35 protein-coding genes and 1 tRNA gene are annotated in these 19,170 nt (G+C 71.0%); 3 read left to right on the top strand and 33 right to left on the bottom strand.

The genetic code is table 11. The features are described from left to right. Positions 1 to 230 precede the first annotated feature (230 nt). The 22 genes from BJ982_RS18740 to BJ982_RS18635 form a co-directional block, all read right to left on the bottom strand. Positions 231 to 683 (bottom strand): XF1762 family protein, encoded by a 453-nt coding sequence (locus tag BJ982_RS18740; RefSeq protein WP_184881794.1) that lies wholly within the window; start codon positions 681 to 683, stop codon positions 231 to 233. Beyond that, a complete protein-coding gene (locus tag BJ982_RS18735) occupies positions 680 to 1,522 on the bottom strand; it encodes an SLOG family protein (protein WP_184881792.1) in 843 nt (280 codons plus the stop codon). The genes BJ982_RS18740 and BJ982_RS18735 overlap by 4 nt, the downstream gene beginning before the upstream one ends. Further along, positions 1,522 to 1,923: a hypothetical protein gene (locus BJ982_RS18730; RefSeq protein WP_184881790.1), complete on the bottom strand. Its 402-nt coding sequence runs from the start codon at positions 1,921 to 1,923 to the stop codon at positions 1,522 to 1,524. Before BJ982_RS18730 ends, BJ982_RS18735 begins: the two co-directional genes overlap by 1 nt. Next, entirely contained in the window at positions 1,920 to 2,147 is a 228-nt protein-coding gene (locus BJ982_RS18725) for a hypothetical protein (RefSeq protein ID WP_184881788.1), read from the bottom strand. The genes BJ982_RS18730 and BJ982_RS18725 overlap by 4 nt, the downstream gene beginning before the upstream one ends. Beyond that, on the bottom strand, positions 2,144 to 2,398 hold the full coding sequence (locus tag BJ982_RS18720) for a hypothetical protein (RefSeq protein ID WP_184881786.1): 255 nt from the start codon (positions 2,396 to 2,398) through the stop codon (positions 2,144 to 2,146). The genes BJ982_RS18725 and BJ982_RS18720 overlap by 4 nt, the downstream gene beginning before the upstream one ends. Further along, on the bottom strand, positions 2,398 to 2,688 hold the full coding sequence (locus BJ982_RS18715) for a hypothetical protein (protein ID WP_184881784.1): 291 nt from the start codon (positions 2,686 to 2,688) through the stop codon (positions 2,398 to 2,400). Before BJ982_RS18715 ends, BJ982_RS18720 begins: the two co-directional genes overlap by 1 nt. Then, complete coding sequence (locus BJ982_RS18710) at positions 2,688 to 4,541, bottom strand: DNA cytosine methyltransferase (protein ID WP_184889034.1); 1,854 nt, start codon at positions 4,539 to 4,541, stop codon at positions 2,688 to 2,690. The genes BJ982_RS18715 and BJ982_RS18710 overlap by 1 nt, the downstream gene beginning before the upstream one ends. A gap of 11 nt (positions 4,542 to 4,552) precedes the next feature. Continuing rightward, a complete protein-coding gene (locus tag BJ982_RS18705) occupies positions 4,553 to 4,693 on the bottom strand; it encodes a hypothetical protein (RefSeq protein ID WP_184881782.1) in 141 nt (46 codons plus the stop codon). Then, on the bottom strand, positions 4,690 to 4,935 hold the full coding sequence (locus BJ982_RS18700; protein WP_184881780.1) for a hypothetical protein: 246 nt from the start codon (positions 4,933 to 4,935) through the stop codon (positions 4,690 to 4,692). The genes BJ982_RS18705 and BJ982_RS18700 overlap by 4 nt, the downstream gene beginning before the upstream one ends. Next, positions 4,928 to 5,089: a hypothetical protein gene (locus BJ982_RS18695; protein ID WP_184881778.1), complete on the bottom strand. Its 162-nt coding sequence runs from the start codon at positions 5,087 to 5,089 to the stop codon at positions 4,928 to 4,930. The genes BJ982_RS18700 and BJ982_RS18695 overlap by 8 nt, the downstream gene beginning before the upstream one ends. Next, on the bottom strand, positions 5,086 to 5,508 hold the full coding sequence (locus BJ982_RS18690; protein WP_184881776.1) for a hypothetical protein: 423 nt from the start codon (positions 5,506 to 5,508) through the stop codon (positions 5,086 to 5,088). The genes BJ982_RS18695 and BJ982_RS18690 overlap by 4 nt, the downstream gene beginning before the upstream one ends. A gap of 59 nt (positions 5,509 to 5,567) precedes the next feature. Beyond that, on the bottom strand, positions 5,568 to 6,365 hold the full coding sequence (locus BJ982_RS18685) for a hypothetical protein (RefSeq protein WP_184881774.1): 798 nt from the start codon (positions 6,363 to 6,365) through the stop codon (positions 5,568 to 5,570). Next, positions 6,362 to 6,790 (bottom strand): hypothetical protein, encoded by a 429-nt coding sequence (locus BJ982_RS18680; protein WP_184881772.1) that lies wholly within the window; start codon positions 6,788 to 6,790, stop codon positions 6,362 to 6,364. Before BJ982_RS18680 ends, BJ982_RS18685 begins: the two co-directional genes overlap by 4 nt. Beyond that, entirely contained in the window at positions 6,787 to 7,146 is a 360-nt protein-coding gene (locus BJ982_RS18675) for a hypothetical protein (RefSeq protein ID WP_184881770.1), read from the bottom strand. The genes BJ982_RS18680 and BJ982_RS18675 overlap by 4 nt, the downstream gene beginning before the upstream one ends. Next, entirely contained in the window at positions 7,143 to 7,730 is a 588-nt protein-coding gene (locus tag BJ982_RS18670; protein ID WP_184881768.1) for a hypothetical protein, read from the bottom strand. Before BJ982_RS18670 ends, BJ982_RS18675 begins: the two co-directional genes overlap by 4 nt. Next, positions 7,727 to 8,740 (bottom strand): AAA family ATPase, encoded by a 1,014-nt coding sequence (locus BJ982_RS18665; protein ID WP_184881766.1) that lies wholly within the window; start codon positions 8,738 to 8,740, stop codon positions 7,727 to 7,729. Before BJ982_RS18665 ends, BJ982_RS18670 begins: the two co-directional genes overlap by 4 nt. After that, on the bottom strand, positions 8,737 to 8,967 hold the full coding sequence (locus BJ982_RS18660) for a hypothetical protein (RefSeq protein ID WP_184881765.1): 231 nt from the start codon (positions 8,965 to 8,967) through the stop codon (positions 8,737 to 8,739). The genes BJ982_RS18665 and BJ982_RS18660 overlap by 4 nt, the downstream gene beginning before the upstream one ends. Further along, complete coding sequence (locus BJ982_RS18655; RefSeq protein ID WP_184881763.1) at positions 8,964 to 9,284, bottom strand: hypothetical protein; 321 nt, start codon at positions 9,282 to 9,284, stop codon at positions 8,964 to 8,966. Before BJ982_RS18655 ends, BJ982_RS18660 begins: the two co-directional genes overlap by 4 nt. Next, positions 9,281 to 9,706, bottom strand: a complete 426-nt coding sequence (locus BJ982_RS18650) for a hypothetical protein (RefSeq protein ID WP_184881761.1) — start codon at positions 9,704 to 9,706, stop codon at positions 9,281 to 9,283. The genes BJ982_RS18655 and BJ982_RS18650 overlap by 4 nt, the downstream gene beginning before the upstream one ends. Next, a complete protein-coding gene (locus tag BJ982_RS18645) occupies positions 9,706 to 10,557 on the bottom strand; it encodes a hypothetical protein (RefSeq protein WP_184881759.1) in 852 nt (283 codons plus the stop codon). Before BJ982_RS18645 ends, BJ982_RS18650 begins: the two co-directional genes overlap by 1 nt. 98 nt (positions 10,558 to 10,655) lie before the next feature. Further along, positions 10,656 to 11,048, bottom strand: a complete 393-nt coding sequence (locus tag BJ982_RS18640; RefSeq protein WP_184881757.1) for a hypothetical protein — start codon at positions 11,046 to 11,048, stop codon at positions 10,656 to 10,658. After that, complete coding sequence (locus tag BJ982_RS18635) at positions 11,045 to 11,293, bottom strand: hypothetical protein (protein ID WP_184881755.1); 249 nt, start codon at positions 11,291 to 11,293, stop codon at positions 11,045 to 11,047. Before BJ982_RS18635 ends, BJ982_RS18640 begins: the two co-directional genes overlap by 4 nt. A 196-nt stretch (positions 11,294 to 11,489) precedes the next feature. On the opposite strand from BJ982_RS18635, the gene BJ982_RS18630 reads away from it, so the two are divergent. Further along, a complete protein-coding gene (locus BJ982_RS18630) occupies positions 11,490 to 12,053 on the top strand; it encodes a helix-turn-helix domain-containing protein (protein WP_184881753.1) in 564 nt (187 codons plus the stop codon). A 32-nt stretch (positions 12,054 to 12,085) separates the two neighbouring features. On the opposite strand, the gene BJ982_RS18625 is transcribed toward BJ982_RS18630, so the two are convergent. The 11 genes from BJ982_RS18625 to BJ982_RS40940 form a co-directional block, all read right to left on the bottom strand. Continuing rightward, positions 12,086 to 12,457: a hypothetical protein gene (locus tag BJ982_RS18625; RefSeq protein WP_184881752.1), complete on the bottom strand. Its 372-nt coding sequence runs from the start codon at positions 12,455 to 12,457 to the stop codon at positions 12,086 to 12,088. A gap of 376 nt (positions 12,458 to 12,833) precedes the next feature. Next, positions 12,834 to 13,763 carry a tyrosine-type recombinase/integrase gene (locus tag BJ982_RS18620; RefSeq protein WP_184881750.1) on the bottom strand — a complete coding sequence of 310 codons (930 nt, stop codon included), beginning with the start codon at positions 13,761 to 13,763 and terminating at the stop codon, positions 12,834 to 12,836. 109 nt (positions 13,764 to 13,872) lie between these two features. Beyond that, positions 13,873 to 13,944: transfer RNA gene (locus BJ982_RS18615), tRNA-Val, on the bottom strand. Positions 13,945 to 13,978: 34 nt separating this feature from the next. Then, positions 13,979 to 15,220, bottom strand: a complete 1,242-nt coding sequence (locus BJ982_RS39420; RefSeq protein ID WP_239123295.1) for an ROK family protein — start codon at positions 15,218 to 15,220, stop codon at positions 13,979 to 13,981. Positions 15,221 to 15,690: 470 nt separating this feature from the next. Then, a complete protein-coding gene (locus BJ982_RS18600; RefSeq protein WP_184881748.1) occupies positions 15,691 to 16,017 on the bottom strand; it encodes a hypothetical protein in 327 nt (108 codons plus the stop codon). Positions 16,018 to 16,065: 48 nt separating this feature from the next. Further along, entirely contained in the window at positions 16,066 to 16,524 is a 459-nt protein-coding gene (locus BJ982_RS18595) for a peroxiredoxin (protein ID WP_184881746.1), read from the bottom strand. Between the two features lie 197 nt (positions 16,525 to 16,721). Then, positions 16,722 to 17,150, bottom strand: a complete 429-nt coding sequence (locus BJ982_RS18590) for a DUF3052 domain-containing protein (protein ID WP_184881744.1) — start codon at positions 17,148 to 17,150, stop codon at positions 16,722 to 16,724. 136 nt (positions 17,151 to 17,286) lie between these two features. Then, positions 17,287 to 17,694 (bottom strand): YjbQ family protein, encoded by a 408-nt coding sequence (locus BJ982_RS18585; protein WP_184881741.1) that lies wholly within the window; start codon positions 17,692 to 17,694, stop codon positions 17,287 to 17,289. A 10-nt stretch (positions 17,695 to 17,704) separates the two neighbouring features. Further along, positions 17,705 to 17,899, bottom strand: coding sequence for a DUF1918 domain-containing protein (locus BJ982_RS18580; protein ID WP_184616622.1), 195 nt, complete (start codon positions 17,897 to 17,899; stop codon positions 17,705 to 17,707). Between the two features lie 160 nt (positions 17,900 to 18,059). Continuing rightward, the gene (locus tag BJ982_RS40945; RefSeq protein WP_184881739.1) at positions 18,060 to 18,305 is read right to left on the bottom strand and encodes a hypothetical protein; all 246 of its coding nucleotides are present in this window, start codon (positions 18,303 to 18,305) and stop codon (positions 18,060 to 18,062) included. Positions 18,306 to 18,377: 72 nt separating this feature from the next. After that, entirely contained in the window at positions 18,378 to 18,638 is a 261-nt protein-coding gene (locus BJ982_RS40940) for a hypothetical protein (RefSeq protein WP_184881737.1), read from the bottom strand. A gap of 164 nt (positions 18,639 to 18,802) precedes the next feature. Here BJ982_RS40940 and BJ982_RS40935 point away from each other — a divergent pair, with 164 nt between their 5' ends. Next, positions 18,803 to 19,042 carry a LuxR C-terminal-related transcriptional regulator gene (locus BJ982_RS40935; protein ID WP_376697697.1) on the top strand — a complete coding sequence of 80 codons (240 nt, stop codon included), beginning with the start codon at positions 18,803 to 18,805 and terminating at the stop codon, positions 19,040 to 19,042. Continuing rightward, positions 19,039 to 19,167, top strand: a complete 129-nt coding sequence (locus tag BJ982_RS40930) for a hypothetical protein (RefSeq protein ID WP_376697696.1) — start codon at positions 19,039 to 19,041, stop codon at positions 19,165 to 19,167. The genes BJ982_RS40935 and BJ982_RS40930 overlap by 4 nt, the downstream gene beginning before the upstream one ends. Positions 19,168 to 19,170 lie beyond the last annotated feature (3 nt).

The raw sequence follows: 19,170 nt of genomic DNA, 5'->3' as shown, positions 1-19,170 counted from the left end.
AACAACCGACGCCGTAATCCGACAAGCAAAACCATTAAGCACGACAACCGATTGCGTTAATGGATTACCGCAGTCGATTATGTGACGAGTGACATAAGTAATCCGCGCCGCCCGTCGGTTATTAACGTCGATTGGGTTGTCCGGGGCCGTCCGCCCGCCCTCGTCCCTCTGAGCGGCGCTGGCCGACCCCAGTCGCTTGCCCGCGCAGGCACGGCCTCGGGTCCGGGTGGTCACAGGGCCACCTCCCACAGGGAGCGGGGGATGCCCTCGGCGCCGTTCGGTTGGCGGGGGCGGGATGGACACGTCCAGCCGCCCCTGGCTGGCCGCCGCGCGACCTCGCGCCAGCCGGCCCCTTTCAGGGACGCCCCTGACTCGCCCTGCTGGGTGTAGGTGATCAGCCGGGTGAAGCCGAGCGCCTTGGTCGCGCGCCAGGCGGCGCCGTACAGCATCGAGTTGGCGTTGCGGGTGCCGTCGGTGGCGGTGCGAGTGACCTCGAGGGTCATGCCGTTGTCGAAGAGGCGGGCAACCGGGCGGCCGACGATCGCCACCCCTCGGAGCACATCCGCGTCATCGGCGACACCGACGCAGAACTTGCAGCCCGCGGGCGGAGCGTGGTGGCGGTGCCACATGGCGATAAACCCGCACGCGTCCTTGAATCGGACAGGGACGATACGAAGGCTCATGCGACCACCACGAACAGGCTGTCCTGGTAGGAGTCGGCGCGCGCGGGGTGAATGGCCCGGGTGAGGATGCCGGCGGCCTTGGCCTTGCGCAGGCAGTCCCAGGTTCCCGGGGACCGGCCGAGCGGCCAGCCCACGCACTCGTCGGCGCCCAGCGCGACCATCTCGGCGTTGCGGATCGGCCCGGCCTGGTCGCCGTGGGCGTCCCAGTCCGCGGGGTGCGGTTCGTCCTGGACGCCCCGGGCCTGGCACCACAGGTGGACCAGCCAGTCCGCCGACACCTCCGGCCGGACGCCCCGCACGGCGCGCGGGTAGCAGGCGCCGTGGACGACGAGCAGCTCGGGATGGGCTGCGTGGATCTCGTCGCACGTGCCCCAGATGAGCGGCTTGTCCCGGTGGTGGCGGGAGCCGGCGGCCAGGAACCGCCACGGCGCCGGGCGGGTGCACGGGCACGGTCGTGGGGCGCCAGGAGTGCAGGAGGCGCACCTAGGTCCTTCGGCAAACGGTCTGGTCGGCGTCGCCCCGCATGGGCCTGGCCCGTGGCCGCACGGACCGGTCAGGGCCGTCGCGATCGGCGGAGGCGGCGCGATCGCCGTGGCGGTCTCGGCCGGGCGTTGGGGCGCGGCGGTGGGGTCGTTGGTCCGGGCGGGGCAGCCGCAGCCGGGGACGGTGCACCAGCCGGTCGCGGATGACCAGATCGTGTCGATGGGTGCCCAGCCGTAGCGGGCGGCGCCGCCGGTGTGTCCGCCGTTCTGGTGGGAGCAGCGGGCGCACGGCTCGGCCAGTTCCTTGAGGGAGACGCGCGGCGCGCGGCCGTTCCGCCCGTTCGGCAAGGGGGCCATCACGGCGCGCCCCCGTCCGGTCCCGTGGGCGCGACCGACGGGCTGCTCCCGGCGACCGCCGTGTCCCCCGCATCGAAGGGCGGCAGCTCCACCGTCTCGATCGTCCGGACCTCCGGGTGGTCCGGCCACGGAATCTCGTCGACCGCGGCCTGCTGTTCAGCGTCGGCGAGCAGGCCCTCAGGGGTGTCCTCCAGCAGAGTGAACTTGTCGAGGAACTCCTCGACAGGCAACGTCTTGACCCGGGTGGCCGACTTGTGGACGAGGTAGTCCATGCCGTAGACCGCACCGGCGGCGAAACGCTGGACGAAGAACCGGCGGCGGACATCGGCTCGGCCTGCCCAGATCTGGGCCACGCGGATCAGCGGCAAGTCAGCCGGGGGCGAGAAGTGGCGGCGGTTCATACCGCCATCCGCAGGTTGGAGACGACAGCGGAGGCGCCGTCGAGGACGAACACGAACTGGTCGGCGCGCAGGTCCGCGGCGTCGTCGGCGCACACCGAGTGGCCGAAGCAGGTCAGGAACCCCTCGCGCGCGCAGACGGGGCAGTCGGTGAACGTCGCCCGGTAGGCGGCCACCTTGTCGCAGTAGCGGACGCCGTTGTGGATGGCGCGGCAGTGAACCGTCACGGCGCCACCTGCCACCGGTAGATGGTGCGGCGCGCGTTCATCGGGTCCGCCGCCGGGACGCGCCGGACCTCTCCCACGTCGGCGAGGCGGTGCAACGCGCCGTTGACGCCGCACCGGCCGGCCTTGCCGTACTCCAGGACCCGGGCCAGTTCGTAGGTGGTGAGCTGGGCGTGCGGGTAGGCGGCCAGGTGGCGGTGGACGGCGGCCTGGATCTGCGCGCCGCGGGCGAGGAGCTTCTTGGTTGCGGGCATCAGCGGGCCACCCCCTTGGCGGGCGTCGCCTGCGCAAGGCCGAGGGCTTCCAGGACCTCGCGCAGCTCGGCGGCGTCCATCCCGGCGCGGGAGGCGATCTGGCAGGCGGCCCGCACCGCGGCCGCAGCGTCGCCAGGGTCGCTGTCCGCCATGGAGGGGGTGAGGCGCCGCGCGTCGACCGTCGCCTTCTTCCCGAAGCGTCGGACCGAGGCCAGTTCGCGGTCGTTGAGCACCAGCGCCTGGTGGGCGTGCCACAGCGCGTCGTGGGAGCGGTGGGTGGTGGCGGGCATTACGCGGCCACCTCCAGGTCCTCGCCCGTGATGGCCTCCACCAGCGCCGAGACGAGCAGCTCGGCGACCGGGGGGGTGACGGCATTCCCGTACTGGCGGACGCGTTCGCGCTTGTTGCCGATGACGATGTAGCCCTCGCCGAAGGCCATCGCCCGGCCGATCTCGTGGGGTTCGAGCATGCGGAAGAGCACGTCGTCCAGGTCGATCTGGTTGAGCCCGTTGACGACGGCGTACTTGTCGCGGGTGGTAAGCGTGCCGATGGGCTCGGCGACCTGTCGGGCGTTCCCCTTGCCGTAGTAGGGGACCAGCAGGGTTTCCCAGGTGATGAGGGACTGGTGGCCCGCCGCGGTCAGCGTGCGCAGCGGCTCGGTGACGGGAGTGGACATCTGGCCGGCGTCGCCGCGCGGGGTGTTGTTCCGCATCACCAGAGCGGTGACGGGCGGAGCGACGAGTCCGTGATGGTTGCCGGACGCGGTCACCGTGGCCAGGGGGTCGGTGACCGGGCGAGCGTCGGAGCCGCCGCCGCGCAACTCGGCGACGAACGGCAGCCAGGCCAGGCCGGTCTCGTTGCGCGCAGTCTGGGTGCGCAACGGATGCTCGGCGGAGCTGGGCTCCTTCCCCTCGCGGCCCTCGACGGGGATCAGCAGCGGCGGCACGACCAGGCCGTGGTTGCCGCCGTCGGCGACAACGGTCGCGAGCGGGTCGGTGTCGGCGCGCAGGCTGCGGTTGCGGCCCGAACGGAGCGGCACCAAGAACGGCGGGATGGCGATGCCGTCGTTCTCTCGTGTCGTCCTGGTGGGCATAGGCTCCGACACCGGGGTCGGCTCGTTGCGCCAGGTGCCGCCGGCGGGGACCATGAACGGCTCGTAGGCCATGGCCTTGGTCGCCGTGGTGGTCTGCGCGGTCAGCGGCGCGTCCACCGGCCATGTGCGAACGCCGGGGCGGCACTCGAAGGTGTGGCCGGCCGCCTCCAGGGTGATCGGCCGGGCGTACTTGGCCAGACCCGCCTTGATCCGCGCGAGCGTCTTGTCGGCCAGGGGCTTGGCCCGGTCGCCGATGCGCTGCCCGGGCAGCGTCCAGTCGATCGCCGCCGCGGCCGGGAGCACGTGCGGCTCGACCACGGCGTTGCGGCAGGCGGCGCGGGGGCAGCGGTAGATGTACTGCTGGCGGTAGCGGCCCATGTCGGCGCCGAGGGTCTTGAAGACCTGCACGGCGCGGACGACCTGCTCGCAGGTCGGGCACCACGCCTGCGGGCGCAGCCACTTGTCCCAGTCCGGGTCGCGGCCGAGCGAGCGGTGCCAGTACGCCACGTAGAGCCGATCGCGCGACTGCGGTGCGATCGGGGTGCGGGTGGTGTGGGCGTGCATCGAGTTCATCGCCACCACGCGGGTGCGGTAGCCCAGCTTCTTGATCTCGCCCAGCCACCGGTCCCACTGGTCCCACGCCCGCACGTCGACCACGTTCTCCACGACCCCGGCCAGGACGAGCCCGCCGCGGTCCTGCACACCACGCAGGTAGGCCGGGACCTCCTCCATCAGCGCGCGAGACCGCTCGGCCTCCTCGTCGGTCTCCACGCCGAACAGGGAGTCCTGCAGCGAGGTGGCGAAGTCACGCTTCTTGCCGCGGGCGTTGGACCACTGCGGGCACTCCGGGGACGCCCAGAAGATGTCCGCGACGGGCCAGCGGTGGACCGGGGCCTCCCGGATGTCGCCTTTCCAGTGGTCGGTCTCCGGGAAGTTCGCGGCGTGCGACTCGATGGCCTTGGCCCAGTGGTTCGCGGCCAGGGCGACGGTCACCCCCGGGACCGCATGCGCGCCCTGGGAGGAACCGCCGGCCCCGCAGAACCAATCCATAACGCGCAGCGTCACCGCGCACCCCCGATGCGCTCGCGGATCGCCCTCAGGGCCTCGGCCGGCTGGTAGTCCTCCACGGCGGCGCGGAGCTCGCGGGCGAAGACCTTGGCCTGCCGCTGCTTCTCCGCCTTCTTCTGCTGGCGGCGCTTCACCGGGGCCTCCGGATGTAGTCGAAGGTGCCGTCGATGCTCGGGTTGTGCGGCGGATCGGCCAGATCCTCCAACGGCGGCCGGCGGCGCACCTGCTGGTCTCGGTGCAGGACCAGGGCCACCGCGCAGCCGACGATGAGCACCGCGCCAGCGGCGAGGCAGATGAGCGTGGGCATGTGCGCGTTGGCCGGGTCGGTGAGCGCGGCGACCATGCCGAGCAGGTCGAGGCCACTGTTCTCAGCCACGGCGGCCGCCCTGTGCCTGCTCGGCGGCGCGTCGCCGGGGACCGGCCTTGAGCATGTCGTCGTACGCCTTGCGGACCTGCTCTGGCTCCATGTCCTTGCCCCACAGCCCGGGGTGGCCCTCGAGGGCGGGCGGGACGGGGATCGAGGCGCTCACCGGGCACCTCCCACAGGCTCGGTCTCGAAGTCACCGGGGACGCGGACCGCGCCGAGAGCGCGCGGCAGGTCCGGCAGCGTGGACGGCCCGTAGGGGTCGCGGCCGGCCTTGGACTGCTCGGCGAGGGCCGCGGCGTGTGCGGCGGCTTCGAGCGGGAGTTCCCCCTCGGGGTCGTCGCCCAGGTCAACCATCGGTGGCAGTAACGACACGGGGCCGTCGAGCTCGGCCTGCAGCATGGCGATGGACCGGTCGGTGCAGTCGATGACGCGGGTGATGCTGGCGACCTCGCGGAGCAGGGCGTCGCGTTTTCCGGTGAGGCCTGCACGCTCGGTCCAGGCGCTGTCGAGGACTTTGGTGAGGTAGTCGCGGCCGGCCTGGGTCAGTGGCGGGGCGGCGATGTCGGTAAGGTCCGTGCTCACGGTGTTCTCCGTTCTTGGTGTTGCCGCCCCGCGCCCGGCACGGCGCGGGGCGTCGTGCATCAAGGGGCGGCCTCGGGCTGGTCACTCAGGCAGCCGCACGCGCCCCAGTCGTCGGCGTCGAACAGGGACGGCTGGAGCTCCAGTCGCTTCCGGAAGGTGCGAAGCGTCAGCGGCCGGGTGGCGCCGCGGGAGCGGTCCCGCAGGATCGACACGTCCTTGCCGAGCTCGGCCCGGGTGGCCTCCTCGTCGGCCTCCCACTCCAGGTAGCGCTCGCGGTTCCAGCGGAGCAGCAGCTCCCACTGGGCCTGGCCGCCGCGCACACACGCTCCACCGCAGTTGGCATGTTGGAAGCCAGCCGCATACAGGCGAGGCGTTTCGATCTTGTATCGCTCGCGATAGATCTCGCGGAGCTGCTCCTTCATCACGAACGGCCGCTTGGCCAGCGGTGCCACGACCTTGTAGGGCTCCCACAGCGGCCAGGCGGCCTTGATGCGGTGCTCCTCGGTCCAGTCATAGCCCAGCGCGATCACTACCTCCGCCGGGTCGCAGTGCTCGTCGATCCACCGGCGCAGCAGCTCCCGCTTCAGCTTCTTGGAGCACACCGCCAGGCGGTTGTTCGGCACGACCCGCTCGTCACGGCCCACCTGCATCGGGCTACGGCCGTCGGCGAGGAACACCCACTCGCAGCCGGCGAGGAACCGGTCATAGACCTCGTGGGCGAACCGCCAGTTATCGGGGTCTTCTTTGGTGGTGTTCGCGGTGAGGAGGACGACGTCGCGGGGACCGTGCTCTTGGACCAGGCGTCGGGCGACTTCAGCGGAGGCCAGGCCGGTGGAGTACTGGACGATGTGCTTCACGACGCCTCCTGGGCCTGCTCGCGCCAGGCGGCCGACGCGCGCCGCTCAGCAGCGGCACGCGCGGGCGTGGTCGTGTCGTGGGAAGGGATCAGCCAGCCCTCGGTGGTGGCCTTCGCCGGGTGGTCGTGAGTCCAGCGGTGGCAGGGGTGGCAAAGGGCCACGCACTCGGCCGGGTCGCAGATGTCCACCCCGCGGGAGCGCATGCGAGGTTCGTGGACCTCGACGGAGCGGGCCCGGCGGCACCGCTCGCACACTGGGTGTTCGGCCAGCAGCGCGGCCACCAGCGGCCGGCGGACGCGGTACGCCGCCTCCTGCTTGGCCGAGCGGTACTTGAGTGGCGTCTTCCGCGCGAGCGGGGCGCCGCCCTGGAGCGGGGTGTACCGCTCCAGGGGCTTGCCGCGGCGGAGTGGGGCGGAGCGCTTCACGTGCCCACCCCCGCCAGCGCCATCTCCGAGCGCATGAGGGCGTTCAGCGACCGGCCCGTCTCGATCTGCGTCTTCAGCGTCCCGATCCGGGTCCGCGCCGCGCGCAGCACCGCCTCGGCGGTCTCGGCCTCCAGCTTCTCGGCGGCGGTGGCCAGGACCGCGGCCTGCTTGCGGGCGTCCACCGATCCGGACTCCTGGCCGAGGAAGGCCCGGGCGAACGCCAGTTCGTAGGTGTGGCGTTTGACGACGGCGTCCCTCTCCAGCCCTTCGAGGTCGCCCGCCAAATCGTCCAAGGCCCTGGAGAGCTGCGACAGCCGCAGGGCGATCTCGTTGGGGGTCCATGTCGGGGCGTTCACGACTGGCCGCCGGCTTCAACAGCGGGCCTGATCAGGTCGGCCAGCAGTTCCTGCAGTTCGCCCGCCTGCCACGCTCTGCGGATCGCGGCCTCGGCCTCTGGGGACGGGCGGTAGCGGAACTCCCCGGTCGGCTCGCCGCGCTGGACCTCGGCGACCTTGACCTTCTTGCCGTCCGTGCCGTTCAGGCAGCCTTCGGCGTCGATGCGCTTCAGCGCGGCCTTCAGGTCCTCCTGCCGGACCTTGGTCTCGATCAGGTGCGGCATGTGGTCACGGACGAACGCCAGCAGCGCCGGGTCGGTGACCGCCTCAGGGCGGAGCGCTTCCACGGCGCCCGACTGCTGGGCGACGATCGCGGCGACGGCGGACATGTTGACCGTCCGCTCGGCCGGGCCGGCGAGGATGCTGATCGTGCCGAGGCTGGTGCCGTCCGGGAGGGCCACGTCCAGCGTCTTGGCGCCGAGCTCGCGGCGGGCCGCACCGAACACCTTCTCGGCGTCGGCGCGGACTCCCTCATACCCGGCGGTGACGATGTCAGCGAGGACCTTGCCGGCGGCGACCCTGAGCCCGTGCAGTTTCGCGGTCACGCCGCGGCCTCCTTGTTCAGCTCGGCGCGCAGCGCGGTGATCCGGTTGGCGACCTGGTCGGCCTCGGCCTGCGAGATGTCCCCGGCGGCGAGTGCCGGGCCGATCGCCGTCCACACCTTGCGCAGGTCCGCATCGGAGGCGGAGTCTTCGGCTGCGGTGAGCAGCGCGGCGGCCTTCGGCGAGCGTTCGGCGTCCGGCTCGTCGCCAGGCTGCATCGGCGTCACATCCCGCGCCCGCGCCGTGGCCGGGTCGCACTTGAGCAGGTCGAATATGAGCCGGTCCAGGGAGAAGTCGTGGATCGGCTGCGGCTTGTCCACGCCCGGCCGCAGCCCGGCGTGGACCGAGCGGGCGCCGACGACCATCGGCGCGTGGTCGCGGGACATGCGCACCCACACCGAGGCGTCGTAGGCCAGGCTCTTGTGGCCTTCGACCTTGTAGTCCTTGGAGCCCTCGATCGGCCGGCCGCCGGTGTCGAGCGCGGCGACCTCTTTGCCGCGGGCGGTCATGACGACGATGCCGGGGAAGGTCATCAGCATCGTCATCAGCCGCCGGTGGCGGGCGGTGGCGTCGTTCCACAGGTTCATCGGGACCTGGACCTCGGCGTGGGGGTCCTTGCGCAGCCGGTTCTGGTTGCTCTGCGAGCCCTTGGCCCGGTTGGCGGCCCAGTCCTTCAGCAGGTCCCACTCGGCGGTCATCGAGTCGATGACCAGCACCATCGGGGCCTCTCCGGCGTCGGATGCGCGGCGGGCCTCGTCGCGGACCGCGGCGACCGAGGCGAGGATGTCCCCCCAGGTGCCGTCGTGCTCGATGACCAGGTAGCGGGCGCCGGGGATGGCGCCGTACTCGTCGGCGGCGCCCTCGTTGAGGTCCAGCCAGTAGGTCTGGCCAACCCGCTCGCTGGCCGACAGCTCAGCGGCAGCCCAGGACTTGCCGGCCTTCTCTCCTCCCTCCAGGAGGATGAGCGGCCAGGGAACGGCACCGGTGGGTCGCCGGGCGCGAAGGCCGGTCATCGCCCACCTCCCAGCAGGGTGCGGGCGGCGTCCTCAACGCCCTGGATCCGGCGGGCGAGTTCCTCGAACAGGTCCCAGGTCGCCATACGTGAGCGCGGAGCGGCCAGGCGGTACAGCTCGGCGGCGTGGCCGTCTGTCCACTCCCCCGCCGACCAGGCGGCGGCCAGTTCCTCCAGGCGCCGCACCGCGGCCTCGACGTCCACACGGACTCCGGCCGGGGCGCTCATCGCCCACCGCCTTGTGCGACGAGCCGGTGCTCGGCAAGGAGGTGCTCGGCGAGCGCGTCAGCCAGCAGGACCAGCAGCGGGTGCCCGGCACCGAGCCGCGAACCGGCGTCCACGACCGGCGCCTCATGGGCCGCAACCGCGCGCAGCGCCCAGCCCTCGGCCAGCGCCGACCACCGCCCCGGCGCCCAGCGGTAGGCCGAGTAGCAGGTGCCGCGGCGGGACCGGTAGGAGACGACGACGTCGAACCCGCCGTCGTCCCGGGGCAGGACGTGCTCGGCGCGCCAGGTGCCGTGACGGCCTTCCAGCGTGGCGGTCACTGGTCCTCACCGCCGTCCGGGTCCTCCAGCAGATACAGCGCCGAGACGGCGGTCTGGGCGTTGCGCAGCGCGCCGGCCAGTGTGGCGGCGGCCTGGCGGGCGCGGAGCAGCTCCGCCTTGGCGGCCATCACCGCCGTCGCCGGGTCACCCACGCCGCCCGCGCGCACCTCGCGCAGGCCGGAGACGAGCAGGGCGGACAGGTGGTCGGCGAGCTGCGACAGCAGCTGGTCATGCCGGGCGGCGGCGTCGTACAGGGAGCCGAGGACGTCGGCGATCGTGGCCGGGTAGGTGACCCCACCCGCGCCTGGGACGGTGGCGTGGTTGAGGACGCGAAGCGCTTCGGAGGCCCCGGCGGCGACCTGGCGGGTGTAGGAGTCGCTGTGCCGGCCCCGCAACCCGTCGGTGTAGAGGTGCAGGTCCATCACACCACCGCCGCAGCGGTCTCGTCGTGTTCGGCGGCGAGCGCGGCCAGGCGCGCGTACTCGATCAGCTGGGCGCGGACCTTCCCGGCCGCGCGGACCTCGTCGTCCCACGCCTCGTTGCAGGCCAGGTCGACCGCGACGGCCGGGGCCACGCCCAGCCGGTCGGCGTGGATCGCGGCGAGCAGGGCGGTGTGCAGGGACAGGCCCTCGACGTGGGCGGCGGCCAGCGTCTCCAGGAGCCCGCGGGTTGGAAGGGTGTCGGGGACGGGGTCGATCAACGTACCGGTGGCGACCTCGACGGCCTCGACCACCGACGCCACGGCGTTGGCGCCCTTGGCGATCGGGTGGGCGGCGTCGTCGGCCGCGTCGCGCACCGCCGCGAGCGAGTGGGCGTTGGCGGTGTCGCTGATCAGGTTCAGCATCCCGGCGATGTCCATGGCGGCCTCGCCCAGGTAGGGCAGGGCTCCGGCCATGTCGACCGGGTGCCGGCCGGGGGCGGCAAGCTCGGCGCGCAACCGGCGGGCGGCGGCGACCAGCTCGACAGCCGCGCGCGGGGTCTGCATGGCCACGGCGGGCACCTCGGCGTACTGGTAGTCCGCCGTCTCCGCGCGGCTGGCCAGCTCGATGACCAGGGAACGGGCCGCGGTCTCGATGTCGGCGCCCATCTGGGGCAACCTGAACTCGTTGCCGTGGTGGCGGACGAACATCCCGTCGCGGCGCTCCACGATGACGCGGGACCACGACAGCATGTCGTAGGGGGCCAGCTCGGGGACGTCGCCGGCGCGCTCGACGCTGATCGTGCGCCTCGGGCCGGTGTGCGCGGGGGTCTGCTGGGATACCGTGGAAACCACGATCCACCAGCTCCTCTCAGGAGATGGGATGTGCTGTTGGTGGGTCTCGCGGGTCCTCGCCGGTGAGGTCGGCTGAGGGCCCGCACGCATGTGCGAGGTCAGGCGGTGCTGTGGTTGCGCATCGCGGCCCTGATGCGGCGGGCCTGCGCCGACGCCTGGGCGAGGCGCAGCATGTGCGCCTTGTGTCGCGCTGTGGCGGCCTTGAGCTGGTCGTCGCTGCTCATCCGCTGCCCGGCGGGCTTCTGCTCCTGCTCCTGGCGGACCTTGGCGATCCAGTGGTCCAGCGAGGCGGGCGAGCGGGAGTGGCCCGGCTTGGTGCGCGCCTTCCGGTCCTGGGTGTTGCCCCAGGAGGTGAGCCCGCCGAGGCGTCCGTTGCTGACGAAGACGCGGTGCCGCGCCTCGGCGGCCTGGATCCGCTCGGCCTCGGTCAACGCCCCGTCGGGGTCAACGTGTGCAAGATGGAACTGCAGCGATGTCGGCGACATGCTCACGACGCCACCTGCATCTCGCCATCGATCTCGAACAGCTCGTCGAGCATGTTGCGGATCTGCTTGTCTCCGAGCGCCTTGAGCGTGCCGACGACGTACTCACCGCTGAGCGTGATGTGGCCGGCGAGCGCGCGGCTGTGAGTGGACTTGCCAACACCAATGGCGTCGGCCTGCGCCTGCTGGGATGTGAGCCCTCGGCCCTGCGCCGACTCCACGAACCGATCACGCCGCAATTTCACGCGCGCCATGGGGCACCCTCTCTGTTGTTGCTACCCAACAACAAACACCCTAGCAATGATGGTTGCGAGGGAGCAACGAATGCCGCAAGATTCTTCCTGTCGGCGACAACAAGCCTCATCGACCTGGAGTTGATGCGTGAGTCAGCAGGTGGGATCGACCAAGGGTGTACCGTTCCTCGCGAGCGACCGAGTATCATCGTTGCTCGTGAGCAACATGGCTGCTCAGACCGGCCCTTTCGGCGCGTGGATACGCGCCGCGATGAACGCGCGCGGCTACACGGAGCGCGGAGCGCTAACCCGCTTCGCCCGAGAGGCCGGCGTCAACAAATCCACGGTCAGCCGCGCAATCAACGAGGGCGTGATCCCAGACCTCTCCGCCCTGCGAGGCATGGGCCGGGTCCTCGGGCACACACTCGGCGAGATGCTCGTCCACGCCGGCCTCGCGACAGCCGAGGAACTCCCCGTCCGGGCATCCCTCCGAGGAGATAGCGCATCCCTCGCCGACGCCCTGGGCGAGCTGCGCGAGTCGGCGGCCGGGGAAGGCAAGACCATCGGTGAGATGCTCATCGCGGCTGGTCTCGCCTCACGAGAAGAACTTAGCGTTCCCCCCGCCTTGCCGCCGGATCCCATCATCGCGGAGATCGAGGCGTCCGACGATATCTCCGAGGAGACGAAGGCCAACATCATCGCGGTCCACCTGGAGCACCGGGCACGGCGCTTCGAAGAGGCGCGCCTGAAGCGGGAGCGGAACAAGAGGCCGGACGAGTAACGCCCGGCCTCCGTACCTCTGGCATCGGGCGCCTAGTTGCGCCAGGGGGAGAACGGCCCCGTATCAGCTGGTCCGTGCATCTCGTCCGCCTGAATCTCCGCGATCCGCTTGGACCGGATGCCAATGCTGAAGAATCGCTCGACGGTCAGGATCTGCTCCTTCAGCAACTTGGCATGCCGGTCGAGCGCGGTCTCGACGCGGGCGGCATTCGCCCAGAGCGCGGCCTCGATGCGCGTGACGAGATAGAGCATCACCCCGCACGTTGGGGCAAGCAGTCCTACGGCGAGCGCTGTGGTGAAGAGCTTGACGTCCAGAACCTCGACGGGTGTTGCGAACTCGATGATGAGCGGCGCCCACGCTGCGGCGGTGACGAGTGTGACTACGGCTACTGTGCTGATCTTCACGGGCTGTCAGGCCCCCTTCGGCCGCCACTGTGCAGTTTCGGCCACGTGCTGGTGTCAGGTCGTCTCCCCACTGTCCCCCGAGATTGCATCACTTTAGGCCGATAGGTCTCGCGGTGGAACTATGCAATCCCCGAAATTTCTCTCGTCCGCGACGGCGACAGCAGGCGGGTTTCGAAGCGAGCACGCAGAGTCATTGAAAATTCATCAAGATGACATGGAACGCGGGATATGTCCGTATTGTCGCGTTCCATGAATGGCCCAATCGTATAATATGTGCCATAGGTGAACCGAAATCGGACGACCCAAAAAGGTGTATCGGTCCTAGGGTTTCGCGCCGAAATGCATGCACGCCACTACGCTCCGCGAGTACGAGCCCCTACAGCTCATCCCCCAGCGGACGACGCTTTCCCGCCTCCCGCGCCCGCTCGTCCGCCAGCGAGGCGGCATACCTGTCAACCATCTGCCGTGAACGCCACCCCGCCAGACGCATCAGCTCCTCCTCCGACAGGTTCTGCTTTGCGTAGTGGGCCCAGGAATGCCTCAGCATGTGCGGGTGCAGGTTCGGGATGCCGACAGCACGGCCACGCCGCTCGAGCATCTCGCGCACGCCCCACTTGGTGAGGACCCCCTTGTTCTTCTCGGCCAGCCACAGCTCAGGCCGATCCCCCCACTTCTGCCGACCCCGTTCTCGCAGGTACCGGTCGACGGCGACCGCGGCCCGCCGGCCGATCGTCACGATCCGGCCGCGTCGGCCCTTCCCCAGGACATGGACCTCCCGCTGGTCCAGGTCGACATCGGCGACCTGGAGGCCGGCCAGTTCGGCGCGCCGGATGCCGGAGTCCATGAAGATGTACAGGATCGCCAGGTCGCGGCGGTTGATGAACTCCCTGCCCTGGCAGGATCGCAGCAGCGCGCCCAAGTGCTCCTTGCGCAGGACTTGGACCGGCTGTTCCGGCACGGTGGGCGGGGTCAGCCCGAGCATCGGGCTGGGGAGCTCTTCCTCGGCGCTCCACCACTTCCAGAACTGCTGGATCGATCTGAACTGGTTGTTGGCGTACCCCGGCTTGTTGGTGTCCAGCAAGGAGATCATCCACGCCTGGATGTGAGCGGCCTCCACGCCGTCCCAGACATCGACCGTCGGCGCCTCCTCGCCCGGCCAGTCGCCGAGCCAGTTCGCGAACCGCTCGGCGGCGTCGGTGTAGACCCGGACGGTGTTGTCGCTGAGGTTGCGAGCGCGGAGGGAACGGCGGAAGGAGGCAATCTCAGCGCCGAAATGTTGCGCAGCGTAGTCACTGAGTGGGGCCATGCCTCACACGCTACGCCCGGCATCCGGCTAAGGCGAGTGGTCACTGAGCGGCGTAGCACCTCGGACACGACGAAGGCCCTGACCATTTCCGCAGGTCAGGGCCTTAATGTGGGCGCTACTGGGTTCGAACCAGTGACCCCTCGCTTGTAAGGCGAGTGCTCTACCGCTGAGCTAAGCGCCCCCGTGGCCCCTCTTGGGGGCGGTCGGGCTACACCTTACGGTACTGAAGGGGACCTGAGCACATCGAGTGGCCAAGTGGTGCCGGGGGTGGGGACGCCGGCGGCCTGCCAGCCCAGGAGGGCGGCTCCCAGCATGCCGGCGTTCATGCCGAGGGCGGCGGAGCGCAGGGGTGGGGCGGCGCGGAAGGTCAGGCGGGACTGGAGGCGTTCGGCGAGGGGGTCGAGCAGGGCGTGGCCGGCCTCGGCGAGGCCTCCTCCGAGGACGATGGTGGAGGGGTCCAGGAGGAGGGTGTAGGTGGCGAGGGCGTAGGAGAGGGCCTCCAGGGCGTCGTCCCAGATGGCCGCGGCGTCGGGGTCGCCTCGCATGGCCAGGTGGACGACGTCCTCGGCGGTCGCGGTGCCGCGGGCGGCGGTGATGTCGTCGACGTAGGGGGATGTGCCCAGGGAGGTGATGTCCTCCTCGGACGGTCCCGGGGCGGTGTGGCGTCCGGCGGCCGCCTGTCGGTCGGAGAGCGACCGGAAGGCGGGGGTGTCGGGGAGGCCGGAGGTGTCCAGAATGCCCCCAGCGTCCCGGTGGCCAGCGGTGTGCCGGTGCCGAGCGGTGTCCGAGTGCCGGGGGCTGTTCAGGTGCGCAGCGGTGGGCGGTTGTCCAGCGGTGTCTCGGAGGCCGGACGGGGGGTGGAGGGAGGCGGTGCGGCTTAGGCGTTCGGCGTAGCGGCGGGCTACTGAGGCGGCGGAGGCGTAGGTTTCCAGGCAGCCGGTCTGGCCGCAGGCGCAGCGTTCGCCGCCCGGGAAGACCGGGATGTGGCCGATCTCGCCGCCCCAGCCGGATGAGCCGCCGTACGGGGCGCCACCGATGATCACTGCGCCGGCGATTCCCGTGCCGATGGGGAGGAAGAGGAAGTCCCGCACGGAGCGGCCGGCGCCGAGGACGCTCTCGGCCAGGCCTCCGGTGCGGACGTCGTGACCGAGGCGGACCGGGACGTTCAGGGGCGTGAAGTCGGTGGCGGGGACGTCCTTCCAGCCGATGTTGGCCGAGTAGACGGCCCTGTCCTCGGTGACGAGCCCGGGGACGGCGAGGCCGACGCCGGACGGCGCGCCGGGGCCCGCCGCGGCCAGGTCGCCGACGAAGGAGCGGATCGCCTCGACGACGCGCAGAGGCCCGTCGGCGCGGGGGGTGACGCGCCGCTCGGTCATCAGCACCTCGCCCGAGGCGCTGACGAGGCCGCCCTTCATGGCGGTGCCGCCGACGTCGAGAGCCACGACATAGCTGTTCATGCGCCTGCCCTCGTTCCCATGGTGGTCGTGGACGAGACCGCGGCGGTGACGGCGCGAGGCGCGACCGCGGCGGACGGGGGGTGGTGGATGACCGGACCGGCGTGCGTACGGGCCTTGGCCGGAGTGTCAGCATCGGCGGAGAAGGACGGGGGGACCGCGCCGGACGTGACCGGAACGGCGTTCTGGGCTTCTGCGGCCGGACGGGAGGGAGGGCGAGGGGTGGGGGTGCTCCTTCGGGTGGCGGTTTGCACGGAGTCGTTCCCCTCTTTCGCGATCTTCATACCGCGGCGCGGCTCGTTCGCCCTCGATCGCGCGCGGGCCACGGCCCGACGGCGCGGGGTGGCGGCACATATCCCCGCGCGCGGCAGGACCAGAAGACTGCTGCGCATTCCCGCGCAGTTTTGCTCAAATAAGTGCATGAGTCAAAACCGGAGGAACCCGATATTTCGGACACCTGTCCGGCGAGGGGGTCAGCCGCCGGGCCGTCGCCCGAGGACGCGGCTCAGCGCGGCCTCGACCTCCTCCGACAGGCCGGGCGCGCCGGCCTTGACCAGAGGGGCCACCGGCTCGCCGGAGCGCGCGGGGCGCACCCACCCGCAGGCGCGGCATTCGACCTCGCCCAGCCTGCAGATCAGCCGCGTCGAGCGACAGGACCCGCAGTGTTCCAGTTCGAGGTCGTGTTCGCGCTGGCAGGCCGGGCAGATCAGCACCTGGGCCTCGCGGTGCACCCCGCGCCGCCAGGGGCTCGCGCCGCGTTCCGGGTCCGTCTGCCGGACGCCGCATCGATAGCAGGGCATCGTCGCCACCGCCTTCGTCTTCGCCAGGTCGCCGCCCGGCGCACACCTCTAGGGGATTGTCGCGAGCACTCGGTGGTACTCGGAGATGTCGCGCGCCAAGGGAATCGGGTTCACGGCCTTCCACCGGACCACGCCCTCGGCGTCGATGATGAAGGTGCCGCGCAGCGCGACGCCCCTCTCCTCATCGAGGACACCGTACGCCCTGGCCACCTCGCCATGCGGCCAGAAATCGGAGAGCAGCGGGAACGTGTAGCGCTCTTGCTCGGCCCACGCCCGGTGGACGAAGATCGAGTCGACGGACACGGTGAGCACCTGGACGTCCTTGGGCAGCGACGCGACGAACTCGTCGCGCAGGACGCCGAGCTCGCCGTGGCAGACGCCGGTGAAGGCGAGCGGGTAGAACATGAGCACGACTCGATGGCCCCGGAGGCCGGACAGCCGCACGGAGACGCCGTGCTGGTCCTGGAGCTCGAACTCGGGGGCCTTCTCGCCCACCTCGACAGCCATGCCGTTCCTTTCCCCGTAAGCCCGCGGAACGGGCCGGAGCCCGCGCGTGACCCCCGAAGCCCCGGCGCGCCCCGAAGGCCCCCGGCCGGAAAAGGTTCCGAGGTCTCCGATGGCCCCGCGGCGGACGAACGGCCGCGAAGCACACCCATCCTGCCGTACGGCCGGTGTGAGCCGTACGGCAGGGGAAGCGAAGAGCTCTAGCGACGTCCCTTCGGAGCGACAAGGCGTGTGCCCGACCAGTCGCGGGCCGCGCTGACGCTGCTGGTCTGGGCGAGGCCGGCAGTAGTGGCGTCCTCCCCGATGTCGCTCGGCTCGACGTGACCTTCCCGGCCCACCTTGGGAGTCAGCACCCAGATCTGGCCGCCGTCGGCCAGACCGGTCATGGCGTCGCTCAAGGCGTCGAACAGGTCACCATCTCCATCGCGCCACCACAGCAGCACGACGTCGACGACGTCCTCGGAATCCTCGTCGACCAGTTCGTTGCCGGTCAGCTCTTCGATCGACTGGCGGAGCTCCTCGTCGGAGTCCTCGTCCCAGCCGATCTCCTGCACCACCTGACCCGGCTTCAGACCGAGTCGCTCGGCCAGGCCGCGCTCGCCCTGCGCCTGACCCGCGGTCGCGCTCACGTGTATCCCTCCTGCTTGGGTGGCCCCGCCTCGGGCGGGCTCAACCGGCCCCTGTGAGGCCGCTTCGGCACAGTCCACACGCTGTGACCCATCGTCGTCAACGGTCGCCACGACCGGTGACCCGCACCGTTATCTGTTAGTCCGACAAAAACGACAAACGAACACGTCGTTCCGGGTTGTCGACGTTCAGGTCCACGATGGCGACGGACTGCCACGTCCCCAACGCCAACCTGCCGTCCAGTACCGGAATCGTCGCGTACGGCGGAATGAGCGCCGGCATCACGTGTGACCTGCCATGACCGCGCGTACCGTGGGCGTGTCGCCAGCGGTCGTCGGCCGGTAGCAGATCGTCCAGCAGGCCGAGAAGGTCGTCGTCGCTGCCCGAGCCGAGCTCCAGCAACGCCACCCCGGCGGTCGCGTGGGGGACGAACACGTGGAGTATTCCGTCTCCTCCGCACGACCGCGCGAACTCCTCGCACCGCCGGGTGATGTCGTACACCCGTTCCTTTGTCCCCGTGCTCACCTCGAACGTCTGAGATCTCACCTGACGGATCTTATGATCCCCGCTGAACTGGGACGACAATCGCATCCGGACCGGGAAACACCAATCCGGTGTGCCCGTCGTCGAAGCGCACGACGTAAGGCGGGGAGCCTTCGGTACCGCGTACCTCGATGATCAGTCCCGGCCGGTCCCTGTCACCCACGGTGGTCCCGTGGACGAGGAGCCGGTCGCCTACGGTCGCGTACACGTCGATCCTCCTTCTTCAGGGTCACTTCCCAGAGTGGTACGGCGAGCGTCCGGCGAAAAGAGGGAGAGGCCCTCCCCCGACGGAGGGAGGGGAAATAAACACCGAAACGTTACTCTGCGGGGATGTGGCGCTTCGGGCTGCGGGCGCGGACGGCGGCGTCCTACGTGCTGGTCACCGCGGCGGCCGTGCTGATCGTGGAGGCGGTCCTGGTCGGCTTCGTGATCTCGTCGGCCGGCGACTCCACCCTGCTGGCCAAGCTGCAGAACCTGGCCGGCGAGGACGCGAAGATCATGAGCGCGAGCGCGACCAAGATCGTCATGTCCGGGGCCGAGTCCACCGCGCGGGGCCTGTTGAAGGCGGCGATGACGGCCTCCTTCGGGCTGACCGGGCTCGACCGGTCCCACAAAGAGGTCCCGGTGCCTCCGAAGACGGCGGCCGGGGAGGGGAAGGTGGCCGTCGAGGCGCCGCGGAAGGCCGGTCAGGACCTCGTGGAGACGCTGCTGGACCCGGCGGGCCGGGTGATCGACAGCACCGCGCCGAAGTCCTTCCCGCCCGGCCTGCTCGTGCTGACCGATCCGCCCCCGCAGGCCGAGGGACAGGGAGGGTGGGGCAAGACCCCGGCGGGCACCGCCGCGTGGTGGACCAGTCCGATCCTCGCCCCGAAGACCGCGGGGACGGCGCCCGCCGGCGGGCCCCTCGCGCCCGCGAAGGCGTCGAAGGGCGAAAAACTCCAGATCATCGGCTACATCTACGTTCAGGCCCCGGCCGACGCGTACGCGCGGGTGCCGTTCATGGACGCCGCCACGCCGCTGCTGGCCCCCGGCGCGCTCATCCTCGCTCTGGTGGTGCCGGTCGGCCGCCGTCCGGCTGGGCGCGCTGTCCTACCTGCCGAAGACCACGGCGGTGGACCGGGTGGTGGAGGCGGTGCGCGCCGCGGCCCGGGGCGGCAGCGTCCTGGAGCCGGGCGTCGCCGCCCTGCTCGTCCGGCAGGTGCGGCGCGGCGGGCCCCGCGGCCGGTTGGACGTGCTGACCCCGCGCGAGCGCGAGGTGCTCACCGAGCTGGCCAGGGGCCGCTCCAACGGGGAGATCGCCCGCTCGCTGTCCCTGGGGCCCGTTCGCTGTCCCTGGGGAAGGAGACGGTGAAGACCCACGTGTCGAGCATCCTGGCGAAGCTGGGCGTCGCCGACCGCACCCAGGCCGCGATCGTGGGACTCCAGCACGGCCTGGTCCCGCTGGACGAGGCGCTGGACGGCGACGCGCGGGAGTGAGGC

The organism is Sphaerisporangium siamense, assembly GCF_014205275.1.
Classification (GTDB): domain Bacteria; phylum Actinomycetota; class Actinomycetes; order Streptosporangiales; family Streptosporangiaceae; genus Sphaerisporangium; species Sphaerisporangium siamense.
The sequence above is the reverse complement of the archived record's forward strand: the minus strand, read 5'-3'. Positions and strand labels throughout refer to the sequence as shown.

Coding starts and splice junctions, on each gene's coding strand:
- BJ982_RS18740 (WP_184881794.1), bottom strand. CDS start 683: ATGAGCCTTCGTATCGTCCCTGTCCGATTCAAGGACGCGTGCGGGTTT.
- BJ982_RS18735 (WP_184881792.1), bottom strand. CDS start 1,522: ATGGCCCCCTTGCCGAACGGGCGGAACGGCCGCGCGCCGCGCGTCTCC.
- BJ982_RS18730 (WP_184881790.1), bottom strand. CDS start 1,923: ATGAACCGCCGCCACTTCTCGCCCCCGGCTGACTTGCCGCTGATCCGC.
- BJ982_RS18720 (WP_184881786.1), bottom strand. CDS start 2,398: ATGCCCGCAACCAAGAAGCTCCTCGCCCGCGGCGCGCAGATCCAGGCC.
- BJ982_RS18715 (WP_184881784.1), bottom strand. CDS start 2,688: ATGCCCGCCACCACCCACCGCTCCCACGACGCGCTGTGGCACGCCCAC.
- BJ982_RS18710 (WP_184889034.1), bottom strand. CDS start 4,541: ATGGATTGGTTCTGCGGGGCCGGCGGTTCCTCCCAGGGCGCGCATGCG.
- BJ982_RS18665 (WP_184881766.1), bottom strand. CDS start 8,740: ATGACCGGCCTTCGCGCCCGGCGACCCACCGGTGCCGTTCCCTGGCCG.
- BJ982_RS18660 (WP_184881765.1), bottom strand. CDS start 8,967: ATGAGCGCCCCGGCCGGAGTCCGTGTGGACGTCGAGGCCGCGGTGCGG.
- BJ982_RS18650 (WP_184881761.1), bottom strand. CDS start 9,706: ATGGACCTGCACCTCTACACCGACGGGTTGCGGGGCCGGCACAGCGAC.
- BJ982_RS18635 (WP_184881755.1), bottom strand. CDS start 11,293: ATGGCGCGCGTGAAATTGCGGCGTGATCGGTTCGTGGAGTCGGCGCAG.
- BJ982_RS18620 (WP_184881750.1), bottom strand. CDS start 13,763: ATGGCCCCACTCAGTGACTACGCTGCGCAACATTTCGGCGCTGAGATT.
- BJ982_RS39420 (WP_239123295.1), bottom strand. CDS start 15,220: ATGAACAGCTATGTCGTGGCTCTCGACGTCGGCGGCACCGCCATGAAG.
- BJ982_RS18600 (WP_184881748.1), bottom strand. CDS start 16,017: ATGCCCTGCTATCGATGCGGCGTCCGGCAGACGGACCCGGAACGCGGC.
- BJ982_RS18595 (WP_184881746.1), bottom strand. CDS start 16,524: ATGGCTGTCGAGGTGGGCGAGAAGGCCCCCGAGTTCGAGCTCCAGGAC.
- BJ982_RS40940 (WP_184881737.1), bottom strand. CDS start 18,638: ATGATCTGGAGTTTTTCGCCCTTCGACGCCTTCGCGGGCGCGAGGGGC.